Source organism: Pseudomonas sp. R9.37, from assembly GCF_963878885.1.
Lineage (GTDB): Bacteria > Pseudomonadota > Gammaproteobacteria > Pseudomonadales > Pseudomonadaceae > Aquipseudomonas.
In genome coordinates this window covers 81,482-100,984 of record NZ_CAWNZA010000046.1, presented here as the reverse complement: position 1 = coordinate 100,984, position 19,503 = coordinate 81,482, and the positions used below count along the sequence as shown (strand labels likewise).

Annotated in this window: 16 protein-coding genes; 6 read left to right on the top strand and 10 right to left on the bottom strand. The window is 61.6% G+C overall.

The window, feature by feature from the left end; all coding sequences use genetic code 11:
• The first annotated feature begins 34 nt into the window (after window positions 1-34).
• On the top strand, window positions 35-1,333 hold the full coding sequence (locus tag AACU78_RS22370; protein WP_106577856.1) for an MFS transporter: 1,299 nt from the start codon (window positions 35-37) through the stop codon (window positions 1,331-1,333).
• Window positions 1,330-2,307: a 2-hydroxyacid dehydrogenase gene (locus tag AACU78_RS22365; protein ID WP_106577855.1), complete on the top strand. Its 978-nt coding sequence runs from the start codon at window positions 1,330-1,332 to the stop codon at window positions 2,305-2,307. The genes AACU78_RS22370 and AACU78_RS22365 overlap by 4 nt, the downstream gene beginning before the upstream one ends.
• A gap of 293 nt (window positions 2,308-2,600) precedes the next feature.
• On the opposite strand, the gene AACU78_RS22360 is transcribed toward AACU78_RS22365, so the two are convergent.
• The 5 genes from AACU78_RS22360 to AACU78_RS22340 all read right to left on the bottom strand — a co-directional run bounded on the left by AACU78_RS22360 (window position 2,601) and on the right by AACU78_RS22340 (window position 10,542).
• Window positions 2,601-4,304, bottom strand: a complete 1,704-nt coding sequence (locus AACU78_RS22360; protein ID WP_106577854.1) for an AMP-binding protein — start codon at window positions 4,302-4,304, stop codon at window positions 2,601-2,603.
• Window positions 4,305-4,334: 30 nt separating this feature from the next.
• The gene (locus tag AACU78_RS22355) at window positions 4,335-5,633 is read right to left on the bottom strand and encodes an acetyl-CoA C-acetyltransferase (protein ID WP_106577853.1); all 1,299 of its coding nucleotides are present in this window, start codon (window positions 5,631-5,633) and stop codon (window positions 4,335-4,337) included.
• A complete protein-coding gene (locus AACU78_RS22350) occupies window positions 5,630-6,520 on the bottom strand; it encodes a MaoC family dehydratase (RefSeq protein WP_106577852.1) in 891 nt (296 codons plus the stop codon). Before AACU78_RS22350 ends, AACU78_RS22355 begins: the two co-directional genes overlap by 4 nt.
• 3 nt (window positions 6,521-6,523) lie before the next feature.
• A complete protein-coding gene (locus AACU78_RS22345) occupies window positions 6,524-7,867 on the bottom strand; it encodes a 3-oxoacyl-ACP reductase (RefSeq protein WP_106577851.1) in 1,344 nt (447 codons plus the stop codon).
• A 149-nt stretch (window positions 7,868-8,016) separates the two neighbouring features.
• A complete protein-coding gene (locus AACU78_RS22340) occupies window positions 8,017-10,542 on the bottom strand; it encodes an acyl-CoA dehydrogenase (protein WP_106577850.1) in 2,526 nt (841 codons plus the stop codon).
• Between the two features lie 50 nt (window positions 10,543-10,592).
• On the opposite strand from AACU78_RS22340, the gene AACU78_RS22335 reads away from it, so the two are divergent.
• The gene (locus AACU78_RS22335) at window positions 10,593-10,766 is read left to right on the top strand and encodes a hypothetical protein (RefSeq protein ID WP_158266159.1); all 174 of its coding nucleotides are present in this window, start codon (window positions 10,593-10,595) and stop codon (window positions 10,764-10,766) included.
• Between the two features lie 54 nt (window positions 10,767-10,820).
• Here the strand turns inward: AACU78_RS22335 and AACU78_RS22330 are convergent, their stop codons facing one another.
• Window positions 10,821-12,275 (bottom strand): outer membrane protein transport protein, encoded by a 1,455-nt coding sequence (locus tag AACU78_RS22330; protein ID WP_106577849.1) that lies wholly within the window; start codon window positions 12,273-12,275, stop codon window positions 10,821-10,823.
• A 146-nt stretch (window positions 12,276-12,421) separates the two neighbouring features.
• Between AACU78_RS22330 and AACU78_RS22325 the strand changes: the two genes are divergently transcribed.
• Window positions 12,422-12,907: a hypothetical protein gene (locus tag AACU78_RS22325; RefSeq protein ID WP_124417231.1), complete on the top strand. Its 486-nt coding sequence runs from the start codon at window positions 12,422-12,424 to the stop codon at window positions 12,905-12,907.
• Between the two features lie 101 nt (window positions 12,908-13,008).
• On the opposite strand, the gene praB is transcribed toward AACU78_RS22325, so the two are convergent.
• From praB to AACU78_RS22305, 4 genes are all read right to left on the bottom strand, one after another.
• Window positions 13,009-13,494: an alkane oxidation protein activator PraB gene (gene praB, locus AACU78_RS22320; protein WP_106577847.1), complete on the bottom strand. Its 486-nt coding sequence runs from the start codon at window positions 13,492-13,494 to the stop codon at window positions 13,009-13,011.
• 134 nt (window positions 13,495-13,628) lie between these two features.
• Entirely contained in the window at window positions 13,629-14,123 is a 495-nt protein-coding gene (praA, locus tag AACU78_RS22315) for an alkane oxidation protein activator PraA (protein WP_106577846.1), read from the bottom strand.
• 134 nt (window positions 14,124-14,257) lie between these two features.
• Window positions 14,258-15,538 carry an alkane 1-monooxygenase gene (locus AACU78_RS22310; RefSeq protein WP_106577845.1) on the bottom strand — a complete coding sequence of 427 codons (1,281 nt, stop codon included), beginning with the start codon at window positions 15,536-15,538 and terminating at the stop codon, window positions 14,258-14,260.
• A gap of 258 nt (window positions 15,539-15,796) precedes the next feature.
• Complete coding sequence (locus AACU78_RS22305) at window positions 15,797-16,795, bottom strand: alpha/beta fold hydrolase (RefSeq protein ID WP_106578147.1); 999 nt, start codon at window positions 16,793-16,795, stop codon at window positions 15,797-15,799.
• A gap of 275 nt (window positions 16,796-17,070) precedes the next feature.
• Here AACU78_RS22305 and AACU78_RS22300 point away from each other — a divergent pair, with 275 nt between their 5' ends.
• Both AACU78_RS22300 and AACU78_RS22295 read left to right on the top strand, forming a co-directional pair.
• Window positions 17,071-18,606 carry a flavin-containing monooxygenase gene (locus AACU78_RS22300; protein ID WP_106577844.1) on the top strand — a complete coding sequence of 512 codons (1,536 nt, stop codon included), beginning with the start codon at window positions 17,071-17,073 and terminating at the stop codon, window positions 18,604-18,606.
• On the top strand, window positions 18,603-19,493 hold the full coding sequence (locus AACU78_RS22295; RefSeq protein WP_106577843.1) for an SDR family NAD(P)-dependent oxidoreductase: 891 nt from the start codon (window positions 18,603-18,605) through the stop codon (window positions 19,491-19,493). The genes AACU78_RS22300 and AACU78_RS22295 overlap by 4 nt, the downstream gene beginning before the upstream one ends.
• The last annotated feature ends 10 nt before the right edge of the window (window positions 19,494-19,503 follow it).

Here is a 19,503-nt window from a genome sequence, read left to right as displayed (position 1 = left end):
TTGCCACAACTACAACAAGCTCAGGAGCAACTCCATGGATACCTTGAAACTCGCCACCCGCCGCTGGTGGTACATCATGCCTATCGTGTTTATCACCTACAGCCTGGCGTACCTGGACCGCGCCAACTACGGCTTCGCCGCCGCCTCCGGGATGGCCGAAGACCTGATGATCACCCCCGGCATGTCCTCGCTGCTGGGCGCGCTGTTCTTCCTCGGCTACTTTTTCTTCCAGGTGCCGGGGGCGATCTACGCGCAAAAGCGCAGCGTTAAAAAGCTGATTTTTGTCAGCCTGATCCTCTGGGGCGGCCTTGCCACCCTGACCGGCGTGGTGTCCAACGCCTACATGCTGATCGCCATTCGCTTCATGCTCGGGGTGGTCGAAGCCGCCGTGATGCCCGCGATGCTGGTGTACCTGTGCCACTGGTTCACGCGTGCCGAACGCTCGCGCGCCAACACCTTTCTGATCCTCGGCAACCCGGTAACCATGCTGTGGATGTCAGTGGTGTCGGGCTACCTGGTGCAGCATTTCAGCTGGCGGTGGATGTTTATCATCGAAGGCATACCGGCGGTGATCTGGGCGTTTATCTGGTGGAAGCTAGCAGATGAAAAACCCGCCGACGCCAAGTGGCTGAGTGAGCAGCACAAAAAAGACCTCGAAAGTGCGCTGGCCGCCGAACAAGTCGGGATCAAGGCGGTGAAGAACTACGCCGAGGCCTTCCGCTCGCCCAAAGTGATCATCCTGGCCCTGCAATTTTTCTGCTGGAGCATCGGCGTTTACGGCTTTGTGCTGTGGCTGCCGTCGATCCTCAAGGCCGGCCTGCAAATGGACATGGTCGAAGCCGGCTGGCTGTCGGCGTTGCCTTACCTGGCGGCGGTGATCGGCATGCTCGCGGTGTCCTGGGGCTCGGACAAACTGCAAAAACGTAAACGTTTTGTGTGGCCACCCCTGCTGATTGCCTCCATTGCGTTCTATGCCTCCTACGCACTGGGCGCCGAACACTTCTGGTGGTCCTACAGCCTGCTGGTCATCGCTGGCGCGTGCATGTATGCGCCTTACGGGCCGTTTTTTGCCATCGTGCCGGAGATCCTGCCGGCCAACGTCGCCGGCGGCGCCATGGCGCTGATCAACAGCATGGGCGCGCTGGGCTCGTTCGGCGGTTCGTACCTGGTGGGTTACCTCAACAGCACCACCGGTTCGCCCGGCGCTTCGTACCTGCTGATGAGCGGTGCGCTGATGCTGTCGGTGGTGCTGACGATTTTCCTCAAGCCCGGCGCCAGCGACCGTGAACGCGCGCCGATGCCGACCCTTGGATTGAAGGTGAAAACCCGATGAAAAAGTCTGTCGTTTTATACAAGAAACTCTCTGCGCCCTTGATGGCCCACCTGCACGAGCAGGCCGACGTCACGCTGATCGAAGCGCTCGACGAACCTGGCCTGGCCAAGCTGCGCGAGGCCTTGCCCCGCGCCCAAGGCCTGCTGGGTGCGAGCCTGCGCCTGGACGCCAAGCTGCTCGACCTGGCGCCACACCTTGAAGCGGTGGCCAGCGTCTCGGTGGGGGTCGACAACTACGACATCGACTACCTGACCCAGCGCGGCATCCTGCTCAGCAACACGCCGGACGTGCTCACCGAAACCACCGCCGATACCGGTTTTGCGCTGATCCTGGCCACCGCGCGCCGGGTGGTGGAGCTGGCCGACATGGTGCGTGCCGGCCAATGGAGCAAGAACATCGGCCCGTCCCATTTCGGCACCGACGTGCATGGCAAAACCCTCGGCATCATCGGCATGGGCCGCATCGGCGAAGCCCTGGCCCAACGCGGGCATTTTGGGTTTGGCATGCCGGTGATCTACCACAGCCACTCGCCCAAGCCGTTGGTGGAAGAACGCTTCGGCGCGCAGTACCGCAGCCTGGTCGATTTGCTCAAGGAAGCTGACTTTGTCTGCCTGACCTTGCCGCTGACCGCCGAAACCGAAAAGCTGATCGGCGCTAAAGAGTTCGCGCTGATGGGCCCGGAGACGATCTTTATCAACATCTCGCGCGGCAAAGTAGTGGACGAGGCGGCACTGGTTCAGGCGCTGCAGCAACGCACGATTCGGGCAGCGGGCCTGGACGTGTTCGAGCGTGAGCCGTTGAACCACGATTCGCCCCTGTTGCGTTTGAACAACGTGGTGGCCACGCCGCACATCGGCTCGGCGACCCATGAAACCCGCGAGGCGATGGCCAAGTGTGCGGTGGACAATCTACTGGCGGCGCTGTCGGGCGAACGCCCGAAAAACCTGGTCAATCCAGCAGCCTGGAAACACTGACTCCCTGTGGGAGCGGGCTTGCTCGCGAAAGCGGTGGGTCAGTGCCACCTGTGCAAACTGACACACTGTATTCGCGGGCAAGCCCGCTCCCACATTGACCGCGCTCATCCAACGTAGCCTGCTGTGTAAACCCAATCTCTGTGGGAGCGGGCTTGCTCGCGAAAGCGGTGGGTCAGTGCCACCTGTGCAAACTGACACACTGTATTCGCGGGCAAGCCCGCTCCCACATTGACCGTGTTCATCCAACGTAGCTTGTTGTGTAAACCCACATTTGGGCTGTCGTTACCTTCGAATCAGCGCAAGGCGCGGCGTAGCACTTTGCCCACGGTGGTCTTGGGCAACTCGCTGGTGCGGAACTCCACATACCGCGGCACTTTGTAACCCGTCAGGTATTCGCGGCAATGGGCGAGGATCTGCTCTTGCGTAAGGTTCGGGTCCTTGCGCACCACGATGATCTTCACCCTTTCCCCAGTGACGCCATCTTCCACGCCGACTGCCGCCACCTCACCCACGCCCGGGTGCATGGCCACCACGTCTTCGATTTCATTCGGGTACACATTGAAGCCCGAGACCAGAATCATGTCTTTCTTGCGGTCCACCAGGCGGATATAGCCGCGCTCGTCCATCACACCGATATCACCGGTCGACAGCCAGCCCTCGGCATCCAGCACCTCGGCGGTTTCCTTGGGCCGCTTCCAGTAACCCTGCATCACCTGCGGCCCGCGCACTTGCAGTTCGCCTTGCTCACCGGTGTCGGCCAGCTCACCGTCCTCGCGGATAAAACGCACCCAGGTTGAAGGCAGCGGCACGCCAATGCTGCCGGTGAATTCCATCTCGCGCATGCGGGCGATATTGATCGGGCTGATGCTCACCACCGGCGAGCACTCGGTGAGGCCATAACCCTCGATGATCGGCAGCCCGGTGACTTCCTTCCAGCGCTTGGCCACCGCCGTGTGCGTGGCCATGCCGCCGGCGATCACCATGCGCAGGGCGGAAAAGTCGCGCGCGCAGAACGCCTTGTTTTCGAGCAAACCATTAAACAGCGTGTTGACCCCGGCAATGCCGTTGAAGCGCTCCTTGCGCAGGATCATCTGCACGCGTTTCACATCACGCGGGTTGGCGATCAGGATGTTGCGCCCGCCCAGGCACATGAACATCAGGCAGTTCACCGTCAGCGAAAAGATGTGGTACAGCGGCAGCAAGGTGACGTTGGTTTCCTGCTGGTCCTGGTCCAGTTGGTCGCCGACCCAGGCCTTGGCCTGCAACAGGTTGGCGATGATATTGCGGTGGCTGAGCATCACACCCTTGGCGTCCCCGGTGGTGCCGCCGGTGTATTGCAAAAAGGCCAGGTCGTCGAGGTTCATGGCCACCGGAAAGTGATTCAACACCCGCCCCTGTTTCAGCACCCGATTGAAGCGCACCGCGCCTGGCAGGTTAAAAGCGGGCACCTGCTTTTGCACACTGCGCAAAATGAAATTCATCGCCGCGCCCTTGAAGGCGCCCAGCAAGTCGCCAATGGCCGCCACCACCACGCGCTTGACGCTGCTGCCGGCCACGACCTTTTCCAGGGTGTGGGCGAAGTTTTCGAAGATCACCACGGTCTCGGCGCCGCTGTCCTTGAGCAGATGCTTGAGCTCATGGGAGGTGTACAGCGGGTTGACGTTGACCACCACCGCGCCGGCCAGGATGGTACCCAACAGGCAGATCGGGTACTGCAAGCAGTTGGGCATCATCAAGGCCACGCGGTCGCCCTTCTTCACGCCCTGGCCCTGCAGCCACGCGGCAAACGCGATGCCTTGCACCTGCCAGTCGGCATAGGTCATTTCGGTGCCGATGCTGACGTAGGCGACGCGCTCACGAAATTTCTCCAGGTGCTCAAGGAACACCTCGCGCAGCGACGGGTAGTCCTCGATACCGGCCTCGATGTCCGCCGGCACGCCGGGCAGGTAAGCGTTCAACCAGATCCGTTCGGTACGTTCCAGGCTTACAGCGTTCATGGCAGTCTCCTTGTTGTTGTTTTTATAGCGCTACTTTTCGACGATGGCCGTAACACCCAGCCCGCCCGCCGCGCAGATCGAAATCAAGCCGCGCCCGCCACCGTTGTCATGGATGGTTTTGGCCAACGCCGCCAACTGCCGGCCACCGGTGGCGGCGAACGGGTGGCCGCAGCCAAGCGAACCACCGTTGACGTTGATTTTGCTGCGGTCGATGGCGCCCAGCGGTGCGTCCAGGCCCAGGCGCTCACGGCAGTAATCGGCGTCTTCCCAGGCTTTTAGCGTGCACAGCACCTGGGCGGCAAACGCTTCGTGGATCTCGAAGAAGTCAAAGTCGGCAAAGCTCAGGCCTTCACGCTTGAGCATGCGTGGAACGGCATAGGCCGGGGCCATCAACAGGCCTTCGGTGCCGTCGACAAAATTCACCGCCGCTGTTTCGCCGGTACGCAGGTAAGCCAGCACCGGCAAGCCCTGTTCGGCAGCCCAGGCCTCACTGGCCAACAGCACCACCGAAGCGCCATCGGTCAGCGGCGTGGAGTTGCCCGCCGTGAGCGTGCCGTTGTGGCGGTCGTAGGCTGGGGATAGCCCGGCGAGTTTCGCAAGGCTGGCGTCAGGCCGCAGGTTGTTATCGCGCGCAAGGCCGCGATAAGGGCTGATCAGATCGTCGAAAAAACCACGGGTGTAAGCGGCATCCAGGCGCTGGTGGCTGGTCAGGGTCAACTCATCCTGGGCCAGCCGCTTGATCTGCCAGCGCTTGGCCATTGCTTCACAGTGCTCACCCATCGACAGGCCAGTGCGTGGCTCGCCATTGCGCGGCAGCAACGGCTTGAACAACATCGAGGGGCGCACCTTCAGCAACGCCTTGAGCTTATCGCCCATGCCCTTGGCGCGGTTGGCGGCGAGCAAGGTGTGGCGCAGGGATTCGTTGATGCCGATGGGCGCGTCCGAGGTGGTGTCGCAACCGCCGGCAATGCCGACGTCGACCTGGCCCAGGGCGATTTTATTCGCCACCAGCAACGCCGCTTCAAGGCCCGTGCCGCAGGCTTGTTGCACATCATACGCGGGGGTCTGGGGCGACAATGTGGTGGACAGCAGCGACTCGCGCGCCAGGTTGAAATCGCGCGAATGCTTGATCACCGCGCCCGCGGCAAACTCGCCCAGGCGCTGGCCGTGCAGGTTGTAGCGGTCAACCAGGCCTTGCAGGGCGGCAACCAGCAAGTCCTGATTGCTGTCGTGGGCATACACGCTGTTGGAGCGGGCAAACGGGATACGGTTGCCGCCGACAATCGCCACGCGGCGAGTCGGGGCCGGGTTGAAGCTGTAGTCACTCATTGACGGTTCTCATTCCAGACAAAAAGCCCACGCATATGCGGTTTATCGCCAGCCGCATTGCGCACTTCGAACTCACCGCGCGGGCCGGTCACGGGGCGATTCCACAGGGTGACCTGGCCGGGCAGGAAGATCGGCAGTTTGAAGTCGCAATGCGCCTGGGCGTGTTCCAGGCCGCCCGGCGGTTGCTGAGCGGCGAGTGCGCGGCCCAGGGTCCACATGCCATGGGCGATGGCGCGGCGAAAGCCAAAGATTCTGGCGCCGATCACCGAGGTGTGAATCGGGTTGAAGTCCCCTGACACCTTGGCAAAACGCCGGCCCAGGTCGGCCGGCACTGCCCAGCGTTGGCTGCACAACAGCCCGTCTTCCTGCAACGTCAGCGCGTCTTCCCACGGCTCGCCGACCGGGCCTTTCACGTCACGGCGCAGGTACAGGCTGTCGCTCTGCCACACCAGCGCGTCGGCGCTGTAGGCCCGCGTGGCGATACTCAGCGCCTGGCCTTTGGGGTGCGCCACCCAGCGCTCGCACCACACTTGCAGGCGCAACGCCTGGCCTTCGTGCAAGCGCTGATGCTGATGAATGCGATTGGCCAGGTGCACCATGCCGCTGGCCGGATACGGAAAGCTCGGCCGGGTCAGCAGCATCAGGTGCAACGGGAACGCCAGCACGTGCGGATAGGACAGCGGCACACCCTGCTCGCGCCAGAAACCACAGGCGTGGCCATACGCGGCGATAGCGCCGGCCGACAGCGCCACCGCCGAACGCACCAGGCATTCCCTGGGCAGCAACGGCGCACCGTCAAGCTTGGGTTTGCGCAGCGCGCGCACGCCATCGAGCAACAGCTGGGTGCGCGACGGTGGCGGGTCGATGATCTGCGTCACGTAGTCCATGGTTCAGGCTCCCAGCAGGCTTTGGCCGCACACGCGTACGACTTGGCCGTTGACCCCGCCGGACGCCGGGTGCGCCAGCCAGGCAATGGTCTCGGCCACATCAATCGGCTGCCCGCCTTGGGACATCGAGTTCATGCGCCGCCCCGCCTCGCGGATCATCAGTGGAATCCTGGCGGTCATCTGCGTCTCGATAAAACCGGGCGCCACGGCATTGACCGTGACCTGTTGCGCTGCCGCCAACGGCGCCAGGCCGTGCACCAAGCCAATCACACCCGCCTTGGAGGTGGCGTAATTGCTTTGCCCCAGGTTGCCGGCAATGCCGGAGATCGACGACACGCACACAATGCGCCCGCCCGGGTTCAACCCTTGGTGGTGCAGCAACGCACTGCTCAACTGCAACGGCGCTTCCAGGTTGACCGCCAGCACACTGCGCCAGGCCGTCTCGGTCATTTTGGCAATGGTCTTGTCGCGGGTGATCCCGGCGTTGTGCACCACCACATCGAAAGCGCCGTACTGTTCGACGTGCGCCTGCAACAGCGCGGCCGAGTCGGGGGCGGTGATGTCCAGCGGCAAGGCTGAACCGTTGACACCGGCGGCGGCCTGCTGCAGCGCTGCATGGGCTTGGGGCACGTCCACGCACACCACGTGGGCGCCGTCGCGGGCCAGCACCTGGGCGATGGCCAAACCAATCCCACGCGAGGCGCCGGTGACCAATGCGCGGCGCCCGGCAAAGGGCTTATCCCAGTTGACGGCAACCTCGCCATCCACCGGTTTTTCCAGGCGCACGACCTGCCCGGACACATAGGCCGAACGGCGCGACAGAAAAAACCGCAGGCTGCTGTCCAGGGCGTCTTCGGCGCCCGGCGCCACGTAGATCAATTGCACGGTGATCGCCCGGCGCAGTTCCTTGGCCAGCGAGCGCACCAGGCCTTCGAGGGCGCGTTGGGCGATGGCCTGGGGCAAGTCCCGGCAATGTTCGGGCGCAGTGCCCAGCACCACCACGCGGCCATGCTGACTGAGGCGCTTGGCGTTGGCGTGGAAGAATACATAGAGCTCGTCGAGCTGCTGCAAATCGAGCACCGCCGTGGCATCGAACACCGCGCCCTGCACCTTGACCGTGGACGGCGCCCGGAGCGTCGCTGGCGTGGCCGCGACGGTGTCGGTGGCGGCAAAAATCTGCTGCACCTTTGTGGATAACCGCCCTGCCCCGGCGACGATGACCGGGTTGACCAGGCCCTGCTGGCCGCTGCGATGGCGCTGCAACGGCAACGGCTGCGGCAGGCCGATGGCCCGGGCGAGGCGCCCGCCCCACGGGGAGTTGACGAAGGAAAGGTAGCTGTCACTCATAGTAAGCATTCACTCACAACACACACTGGCTTTATAAACCCGATGCCGGTGGGCGCTGGCTTGCCTGCGCTGCAGACGACTCGGTCGTTCACAGGCACCGAGGTGATGCCATCGCAGGCAAGCCAGCTTCCACCTTGATCGTGTTTCTCCTAGTTGACCGAGGCGTTTTCGCTTTGGGGTGTGCGACGTTTGGCGCTCGGCTCCAACGCTTGTTTGCGCTGCTGTAACGCCTCAAGCAAACCAAAGTCCTGCGGGAAGTCATCGACCTGGATGCCGTGGTCGGCGTATTCCACATAGCGGCCGAGCAAGGTGTCTTCCTCGTCGCTGATCAGGTCCAGCGCCCGCACCTTGACGCGCCAGGCGCTGAACGCGGTGGCGGAAATCGGCATCGGTTCGATCAGGCCTTGCTTGACCGCCGACTTGAGGCGAGCGTCGATCAGCTCCACCTGCGGCAACAGGCGCAAGGCCAATTCGCCGTAGGCCAGCTTGTCGATTTCCGGGCGCGGGATGTAGGAATTGGCCAACAGGCGGTCGCGGGTTTCGCCTGGCGTCTGCACCACCTCAGCCACTTGGGCCAGCAAGCGATCCGACGGTTTGCGCAGGGGAATACCGAACGGAAAACTCAAGCCCCGCACCACTGCCGCAGCAGCGTTCGAGGGGTAGTTATCGAGCACTTCGGCCAGCGCTTCATGCGCACGTAACAGCGCATCCTGGGCGGCCCAGTGCACCAGCGGCAGGTCTGCCTGGGGCCGACCGTCGTCCTCAAAGCGTTTGAGCACGCAGGACAGGATGTACAACTGCGACAGAATATCGCCCAGACGCCCGGTGATACTTTCCTTGCGTTTGAGCGCACCGCCGAGCACGCCCATGGACACATCCGAGATCAACGCCAGCACCACCGACAGCCGATTGGCCTGGCGGTAGTAGGACGCCAGCGCCGGCTCGGTCTTGGCCGGTGCAGAAAGCAGCCGCCCGCCGGTCAGCGAATGCACCCCGGCGCGTACGGCATTGGCGACGACAAAGCTCACATGGCCGAACATCGCCCGGTCGAAGGCTTCCAGTGCCTGGCGCTGGTCCGGGTTACGCGCGGCTTCCATTTCGCGGAACACATACGGATGGCAGCGAATCAGCCCCTGACCAAAAATGATCAGGCAGCGGGTCATGATGTTCGCACCCTCCACGGTGATCGCAATCGGGCTTTGCTGGTAGGCACGGGCCAGGAAATTGTTGGGGCCCATGCAGATGCCTTTGCCGGCGACGATGTCCATGCCGTCGTTGACGATGATCCGCGCGCGCTCGGTGACGTGGTACTTGGCAATGGCCGAGATCACCGAGGGTTTTTCGCCGGCATCCAGCGACGCCACCGAGACCTTGCGCACCGCGTCGCAGGCATACAAATGCCCGGCCATGCGCGCCAGCGGCGCCTGCACGCCTTCGAACTTGCCGATGGGCAGGCCGAACTGCTTGCGCATGGCCGCGTAGGCGCTGGTGCCGCGTACCGCGACTTTGCCCAGGCCGACGTTGGCCGACGGCAGGGAAATCGCCCGCCCGGCTGCCAGGCATTCCATCAGCATGCGCCAGCCGTTGCCGACCTGTGCGCGGCCGCCAATCACCCATTCCAGGGGAATGAACACATCCTTGCCGGTGGTCGGACCGTTCTGGAATACCGCGTTCAAAGGCCAGTGACGACGACCGCTGTTGACGCCCGGGTGAGACGTTGGGATCAACGCGCAGGTAATCCCCAGTGAGCCCGCCTTGCCCAGCAAACCCTCCGGGTCTTCGGCGCGAAACGCCAGGCCCAGCACCGTCGCGATGGGGCCAAGGGTGATGTATCGCTTGTCCCAGGTCACTTTGAAACCCAGCACTTGCTCGCCCTCGTGCAGGCCTTTGCAGACGATGCCCAGGTCTGGAATTGCGCCGGCATCAGAGCCCGCATATGGGCTGGTCAGGGCAAAGCACGGGATGTCTTCGCCTCGCGCCAGGCGCGGCAAGTAGTAATTGCGTTGGGCGTCGGTGCCGTAATGCAGCAGCAGTTCAGCCGGGCCCAGGGAATTGGGGACCATCACCGAAATCGCCGCCGCCGAGCAGCGTGTCGACAGCTTCATCACCACCTGGGAGTGCGCATAGTGGGAGAAACCTTTGCCGCCGTATTGCTTGGGAATGATCATGCCCAGGAACCCGGCGTCCTTGGTGTACTGCCAGCCTTCGGGGGACATGTCCTGCCAGATCTGGGTGGTTTCCCAGTCGTTGGCGATGTCGCAGAGGGTTTCGACTTCGTTGTCGAGGAAGGCTTGTTCTTCGGCGCTGAGGCTGGGCGGCGCAGCTTTGAGCAGGCGATCCCAGTTGGGTTTGCCGCTGAACAGCTCGGCGTCCCACCACACCGTGCCGGATTCGATGGCGGCGCGTTCGGTGTCGGACATGGCCGGCATGATCGTACGAAACAGGCCCAAGGCCTTGCTGGTCAACAGCGCGCGCCGCAAGGGCTTGAGCGTCAGCAGCAGCGCGGGCACCACCACCAGCAGCGCCGCAACGCTGGTGCCCAGACCGGCCACCACGTTGAACAGGTAACCAAGCGCCAGCCAGATCAGGCCAATGCCCAGCCACAGCGCGGCGGCGGCTTGTCGATACGCCAGGGCAATCGCTGCTGCGACACCCACTAATAACCAGATAACCATGGGGATACCTCTACCTAATCAGGGCATGGGCGATGCGCAGGTCGCTCGAAATGAGTGACGGCGTAAAGCCACACTACAAACTTGAAAAGACAAATTCAAATTTTGTTTTGAAATTTTTATTTAATGCCAAGGCTAAAAAAAACCAGGCTGAGCACGTCAGCCTGTTGAATCAAAAAATGCGCTGCTGCACAGGTCGCGAGCGCGCCCCCGCTTCGAGCCTCTGAACAAGGGCGCCAAGATGCGCTTGCCGCCCCTGTCCTCAACGCTGCGTGACGGCCTTAAAAGGCATAGGTTGCCGAAACAGCCACTACGTCACCGGATGATTCAGCCTTACCGTCCAGGCTCGCGGCGCCCAAGCGGTCCACGTTCTTGGTCTTGAGATTGACCTCCTGCACGAACTGATGGGAATACGCCAGATCCAGCGTCAAGCCTGGAATCGCCTTGACGTCGTAACCCGCACCCAGCGACAGGAAGTACCGGTCACCGTCCGGAATCCGCGGGTCGCGTGTAGAGTTGCGGGTCGGCGTCTGGTCGGACGCCACACCGGCACGCAATGTCAGCTCATCGGTCGCTTTGAAATCGCCACCAATGGAGTACATCCAGGAGTCGCGGTAATTGTAGGGGATGGAAACGATCGTGTTGCCGTCGGACTTGAGGGTCAGGTCCTTGAAGGATGACCATTGGGTCCACACCGCACTCACACCCAGGGTCAGGCGATCATTGAACTGGTGCACCCAGTCCAGGCCCGCAGTTGCCGGGATGTCCAGTTGAGTGCTGGCATTGGCGCCGTCGGGCATCAATTTCAGCCCCGGATAGGCCACTTCGGGGATAGTCCCGGTACCGCCGAACGGGCTCGGGCCCGTCATCAGCTGATACGAGAAGGCGTCGGCGCGAATATTGTACTTGCCCTCCATCTTGTTCTTGATTTTGGCGTGGTAATTGAGGCCGAGGCTGTCTTGCTCAGTGGGTTTCCAGACCACCCCCGTGAACCAACCCACCGACGTATTATCGACTTTGACCCGAATCAGCGACGTGCCCAGGCCTGCCGGGAACGGAATACCGCCCAATTCAGACTTGGAGTTGGCAGCGGCGGCGAGCAAATCGATATTCTGGCTGACGAAGCCTTTACTGTGCTGAACGATCATCCCGGCACCGATGGACAGGTCATCGCGCACCTTGAACGACAAGGACCCGGTCAACCCTACCGTTTCAATCTTGGTGTCCACTGCAAAGTCACGCAACTTTGAGTCTTCGTTCCAGGTGGTGCGCATGCCCTGCGGTACGACTTGGGCCAGACCGAACGAAAACCGATCACCCAGCGGCATCACCATGAACCCGGTTGGGAGCCATGCAGTGAACCCACCCTGGCCGCCGTCGTTGTTGTTCACCGTGGTCAGCGCGGGGTCGAAAGTACCGTCGGGGTTAAACGGTGTATTGGATACCGGGTTGCCCTGGTAATCATTGGCCTGGCCTTTGTACTTGATCTTGATCCGCGCGTAATCGACGGTCATTTGTGCAACGTTATGGTCAACAAAAGCCATTGCCGCCGGGTTGTTGAACGCCGAACTCGGGTCGTTCTTGAACAACGAACCACCACCGAACGCCCGCCCCCAGCCCGGTGCGCCATACGTCGGCGTGGAAAAACCGCCGGCTTGCACAGGCACGGCCACCATCAGCCCGCCCATCAACGCCAACCCCAGTAACGCCTGTACCTGTTGTTTTTTATTATTCATGAGGCACTCCTTATTGTTATCACACTGAGCCGGCCCAGCCGTCTCGTCTTTCTGTTCGTTCATTCAGGGACGCGTTGCACGTTGTGCGCGCCCACGCGCTAACGCGTTGATGTCTTCAAGGGTTAATCGTGAGGGCAGATGAAGGCTTGAAGTTGAAAGCCGTGACCCTGCAGGTGGCGTTCACCGTGTGTGGGCTGGCAATGCTGAACGTGCCGTCGGCGGCACTCCATTGTGTGGTCAGCACACTTGGCGTCAGGCAGCTGTCATACGGAAATTTTTCGGTAAAGCCAGAAAGCGTTGCGGTGGTGGCATTTGTCGGCACCAGTGTCCACGGCAAGTTCAACGGGCCGGAAATACCACACAGCGCATTACCGGTGAACGTGGCGCCGGTGATCGTTGCGCTTGAGCCGTCCGCCGCGACTTGGCCACTGAGTGTCATCGTGCATGGCACCGGGGTAAACACCAGCAGCTTTACCGCGGTGGCGATTGAGCCCGAGGCGGTAAATGCAGCGCCCGCCGGGGCAAAGGTGGCTGCACCTGCAATGGACGAGACAGCGCCCAGGGTGAATAACATCGAACCCAGGAGGGCTGTTTTTTTAAGGCTTTGCATTGTCATGTTCCCCAGACAATAAGTACCGTACCCAACCGGCTCCGCCGGTGGTTTTCCCGCAGCCGGCGCCTCACGCGAGGCACCGGCCTTTCAACGGGTGATCAGCCCTTTGGAGTCACGCGCTTACGGGTTAACCGTCAGCGTTGGCGCCACAACACTCAGGGACACCACGGTGCAGTTGCCACTCAGCGATTGATTGCTGGCCGACAGGGTTTTGCTGGCCGCAGTCCACGCCACAGCGATAGGGGTAGGACCGCAGTTGGTGGAAGGCAGCGAGGTGATCTTGTAGCCGACGTTGGTCACGGTGCCGGTGGTGCTGGTTGCAGCGGTCAGCACCCAAGGCAGGTTGGTCAGCGTCGGCAAGGCGCAGAGGCCGCCGCCGGTCAGCGAAGCACCGTTGATGGAGGCCACGCCACCGCTGACGTTGCCGCTAAAAGTGATGCCGCAGGTTACGGCTGCACCGAACGACGAGGGCGACTTCACAACGATGGTGCCAGGGTTGGTCGTGAACGGACCGTCCGGGGTGATAGACGCCGCACTGGCCATCGAGGCGGCGCCAAAGCACAGAGCAAAAGAAGTTGCACAAACGAGGGTCTTCAAGCTTTTCATTGTTTTTCCTCACATGTTATGGCGAGTCATTTCGCCAGGGGTAATGGCCATGATCGAGAGGTCACGGTGAAACTGCAGAACTTCCCTTTCCAGCCAAATCTCAATTCAATTACCGCTGCATCTTTTTAATCTGTTTATTCGACCACTTTGAAGGTCGGCGGCATCGTGATCGACACCGTTTTGATCGTGCAGTCTTCGCCGATCGGAACATTGGTGGCCTCCAACTTTCGGGTGGCGTTGTCCCACGTTCCATCGGCCGTAGAAGGCCCGCACTTGCCGCCCAGGCCGAAGGCGTGAACATCGACGCTGATCTTCGACATGGAGCCGCTTTTGGTGTCTTTGGCAACTAACACCCAGGGTAAGTTGGTGGCCTCGACGCGGCTGCATTTAAGGCCGCCGTCGAATTCAACTTTATCGACATTCACCGATGAACCATCGGCCGCGACCTTGCCGGCCACCTTGATGGTGCAATCGGCGCTGATCAGCGCACCCTTGGAAAAGCTAATCGGGCCCTGGGCCGTAAAGGCACTGCCGGCCGGCTCGATGCGTGCGGCCTGGGCCTGGTGGTAAACGATCAGGCCCAGTGCGGCCAGTATGATATGCGCGGTGAACGTGGCAGGGCTGTGCATCATGAACGTCCTTCCCTTGAAGTTATTGTTGTAGGGTCAAACAACTTTCTTGGCATAAAACCGATAAACCCTGGGCGATAAAAACCGGCGCGATGCACAGATCCCGAGTTCACCCACGGCTGTTTTAATTCACCTCAAAACGGCTTGGCGCTGTTGCTGTACTTCTCCAGGTACTTCAAACGTTGTGACGGTTGAAGATTGGTCAAGGTGATATCGCCGGCGTAATGATTCAACACGCGATGGTCCATGCGACGTCGCCACAAGTACGGTACATAGGCCCACACAATCATGCTCGCGTAACCATAAGGAAGTTGCGGCGATTCATCAAAGTGGCGCAATGACTGATAACTGCGGGTGGGGTTGGCGTGGTGATCGGAATGCCGTTGCAGTTGAAACAGAAAGATATTGGTGACAATGCGGTTACTGTTCCACGAGTGCCGCGGCGAGCACCGTTCATAACGACCGTTGGGCAACTTCTGGCGTTTAAGCCCGTAATGCTCGACGTAGTTAACTACTTCCAGCAACGAGAACCCGTAGATGCCCTGAATGATCAGGAAAGGAATCACTGCCGCACCGAGCCAGGCAATCATCGCGCCCCACAACACCACGCTGTACATCCACGCGCCGAGTACGGCGTTTTTCCAGTGCAGTGCCGGCAGGCCGAGTTTGCGCAGGCGTTCGCGTTCCAGGTTCCAGGCCGACACCGCGCTGAACCACACCGAGCGCGGCAGGAACGCCCAGAAACTCTCACCCAGACGTGAGCTGGCCGGGTCTTCCGGTGTGGCCACGCGTACGTGATGGCCACGGTTGTGTTCGGTGTAGAAGTGCCCGTAGAAGGTCGGCGCCAGGGTGACCTTGGCCAGGAACACTTCCAGTGGCTTGGGCTTGTGCCCCAGCTCATGCGCGGTGTTGATTGCAATGCCGGTGGCGGCGCCGGTGGACAGCGCCATGCCCAGGTAGGTGAACCAGGTGATCTCACCGTGCAACTGGGTGCGCGCGGTAATAAACGCTGCGGTCTTCGCCAGCCAGCTCGACGGATCAAGGCTAGCCGTGGCGTTGAGCAGGCCGCCGTTGATGATCCAGTCGATGCCACCGGCGGCCAGCCAGCCGGTCACCACCACCGAGGTGATCACGAACACCACGCCGGTGTAGACGATCCAGCGGTAGTAGCTTTGCGATTCAAGGTGGCTGACGGCGGATTCTGGCGGGTTGCTGACGTCTTCACCGAGCAGGCCGTCGATCAATGGGATCAAGCCGAAGATCACCAGCACGCCGACCCACCACAATTGCTGCACACCCGTGGTAATGGCCAGGGCGCCGGAGAGCAATGGGGTCGCCAGAGGCATGATGCCCAGCCACCACAAATGACGTTTGCCGTCGGTCCAGGCGGTAGAAGTGACCAGAGTCTGATTCATGGCAGCCTCCGGACGAGACGGTTTGGAGATGCGATAAAAGGCGTTTTTTTCATTATTTTATTCGCTCTTAGGCACTTCAAAAATTGTTTCAAATTACACATTGAAATAATTTTTTTAAATAAATAGCGCGGAATCGTTAGGTCGTCAACTAGTTTCTCGAAGGCTTTTTGACGTGACTGACCAGTCTGTTTTTCAGCCGTTTGGTCAGGTGTCTAAAGCAGGCATCGACGCCGTTGTACCGCGAGTCGGGTAACACCATTATTTGCTCGCCAAGGCAAATGGCGGGTGCAGCACGGTGGCGCTGTGCGGTGGGCGAACGCGCTTGGCCACCTGCTCCACCAGCGCGGCCACGCGCTCTGTGGCGGTAATTGGCAGCATATGGCCGCGCCCCTCCACCACCTGCATCTTCAGCCCGGGCACTTTGCTGGCCAGGGCCTGGCCGTGCTTCTGGAAGTCCAGCACGTTGTCGCGCGCGCCATAGATCAGGCCGATTGGCAGAGTCAGTTGCGGGTAGCGCTTGACCATGTCCGGCAGGTGGTCGTTAACCGTATTGATCTCGGTGGAGGCCGCGTAGAAGTTGTCCGGACGCATACCCAGCAGCCCGCCTCCTCGCGTGGCGAAGTCTGACGGCGCGGCGTCGGGGGCGAACACGCCCTTCACCACCGCGCCTCTGGTCAGCAGGCCGACGGGCACGGTCAGGGTGTGGGACATCCACCGTCGCAACCAGGCCGGGCGCACCGCCAGGGACAGGAACACCGGCGGCAACATACGCTGGGGATGCGTCAGCGGCGCCACCAGGATCAGCCCGGACACCGCGTGGGGATGGTCAAGCGCCAGCGCCAGCGAAATCGCCCCGCCGAGGGAATGCCCCAGCACCAGCGGTTTATCCAGGTCCAGCGTTTTGATGAAGGCCGCGATTTGCCGAGCCTGAGCCGGCAGGTCTGCCGCGGTACCGGTTTGCCGGGTCGAATAGCCCGAACCCGGGCGGTCCAGCGTGATCACGCGAAAACGCTCACGCAACTGGGCGGACAAGGCATAGGTCAGGTTGCGACTGCTGCCCATCAGCCCGTGAATCATCACCAGCGGCGGGCCTGCACCCTCCTCGACATAATGCAAGCGCTCGCCATCGACCTCGACGAAGCGCCCGTTGATCGGAACAGTGGCTTCTATACGCCGCGTCATCCAGGCACTGAAGCCCCACAACAGCGCGCTCGCCACTCCTAACACACCCGCAGCGACAACCCATTCAACAGCCATAGCTCGGTCCTCTGCTTCCCTGCCGCTGGCGACCTGACCGGTATTGATCAAGGCCTCAGCCATCGTCCACACCCTGGACCTAAACTTCATGCATACCGTGCTCGTCCGTCGGACAAGTCGCACATGCGGAACAAGGTCCTAGCGTAGGCGAAATTTTCAGGTAGATTATTTAAAATCTTTTTTAAAATAATTAATTCAATTTTTCTTTGCAATGGTGTTCTATCTAAAAGACACAACAAAAACAGGAGCACATCGATGCCCACGAGGGACAAGCCATGAATGCCCACAGCGATTCAATCGACATCGCCATCATCGGTTCCGGTTTTGCCGGCCTGTGCATGGCGATCAAACTCAAGGAAGCCGGGATCACCGACTTCTTTATCGCCGAACAGGCCCAGACCCTCGGCGGCACCTGGCGGGACAACCATTACCCAGGCTGCGCCTGCGATGTGCAGTCCCATGTGTACTCGTTTTCGTTTGCGCCCAACCCGGACTGGACGCGGCAGTTCGCACCGCAGGCGGAGATCCGCGCGTACCTTGAACACTGCGCGCAGCGTTTCAAGCTGGCGCCCTACCTGCGCTTCGGCATGGGCCTTGAACGTGCGGTGTTCGATGAACAGCAGCAACGCTGGCAACTGAGCTTCAGCGACGGCCGAAAGGTCAGCGCGCGGGTGCTGGTGTCGGGCATGGGCGGGCTGTCACGCCCGGCGTTGCCGGATATTGCGGGGCTGGACAGCTTCAAGGGCAAGCGCTTCCACTCCCAGCAGTGGGACCACGCGTATTCATTGAAGGGCAAGCGCGTGGCGGTGATCGGCACCGGCGCCAGTGCCATTCAGTTCGTCCCACAGATCGCGCCGCAGGTGGCGCATCTGGACCTGTTCCAGCGCACGCCGCCGTGGATCATGCCCAAGCCCGACCGCGAAATCTCCCGCGTCGAGCGCTGGGCCTTCAAGCACCTGCCCTTCACTCAACGCCTGGTGCGCGGCGCTTTCTACTGGGCGCTGGAAGGCCGTGTGGTGGGGTTTGCCCTGCACCCGAGGTTGATGAAAATGGTGCAGAAAATCGCCCTGCGCCACCTGCGCAAACACGTGGCGCGCCCTTCCCTGCGCAAGACCCTCACCCCGGACTACACCATCGGCTGTAAGCGCGTGCTGATCTCCAATGACTATTACCCGGCGCTGTCGCGCAGCAATGTCGAGGTGATCAGCGACAAGGTGCTGCGCATCGAAGCGGACGGCGTGGTCACGGCGGACGGCATCAAGCACCCGGCCGATTGCCTGATCTTCGGCACCGGTTTCCAGGCCACCGACCCGCTGCCCCGCGATTGCATCATCGGGCGCGACGGCATCGACCTGATGGATGCCTGGCGCGACGGCGCCCACGCGTACAAGGGCACCACCGTGCCGGGCTATCCCAACCTGTTTTTGATCGTCGGGCCGAACACCGGCCTTGGGCATAACTCGATGATTCTGATGATCGAGGCCCAGGTCACTTACATCCTGGATGCCATTACGCAAATGCAGCGCCAGCGCATTGCCACGGTCGAGGTCAAACCCACGGTGGAGCTGGCCTATAACCAGCAGTTGCAAGCCCGGCTCAAGCGCACCATCTGGAACACCGGCGGCTGCCAGAGCTGGTACCTCGACCCGCGCACCGGCAAAAACACCACGTTGTGGCCCGGTTCAACCTGGCGTTTCAAACGTGATACCCGGCACTTCGCGCTCAAGGACTATGTCACCGAGCTGTTGCCCACCTCGACACCCCGCCCGGTTTCGGCGCCCCACTCCACCGCAGAAGGCAGCCTGTCATGAAGTCATTCAACGGCCGCGTGGCGGCAATCACTGGCGCGGCGTCCGGCATGGGTCGCGCATTGGCCCTGGCGCTGGCACGCGAAGGCTGCCACCTGGCGCTCGCGGACAAGAACAGCCAGGGTTTGGAACAGACCTTGGCGCTGATCAAGACCTCGACGCTGTCACCGGTGACGATCACCACCCACGTGCTGGACGTGTCCGATCGCCAGGCCATGCACGACTGGGCCGCACGCTGCGTGGCCGACCACGGCCAGGTCAACCTGATTTTCAACAATGCCGGCGTGGCGCTGTCGAGCACCGTCGAAGGTGTGGACTACGCAGACCTGGAGTGGATCATTGGCATCAACTTCTGGGGCGTGGTGCACGGCACCAAGGCGTTTTTGCCGCACCTCAAGGCCAGCGGCGACGGACACGTGGTCAACACCTCCAGCGTGTTCGGCCTGTTTGCCCAGCCCGGTATGAGTGGCTACAACGCGAGCAAGTTTGCGGTGCGCGGCTTTACCGAATCGCTGCGCCAGGAACTCGATCTGCAACGCTGCGGGGTGTCCGCCACCTGTGTACACCCCGGCGGAATCCGTACGGATATCTGCCGCAGCAGCCGCATCGACGCGAACATGGCCGGTTTTCTGATCCACAACGAGCAACAGGCCCGCGCCGACTTCGAAAAGCTCTTCATCACCGACGCCGACCAGGCCGCCAAGGTCATCCTGCAGGGCGTGCGCCACAACAAACGCCGCGTGCTGATCGGCCGCGACGCGTATTTCCTCGACCTGCTCGCCCGTTGCCTGCCCGCCGCTTATCAAGCCCTGGTGGTGTTTGCCAGCAAGCGCATGGCGCCCAAACAGCGCACGCAGGTGTTTGAAACCAACGACGAACCTCGTCTCTGAACAGGAGCAC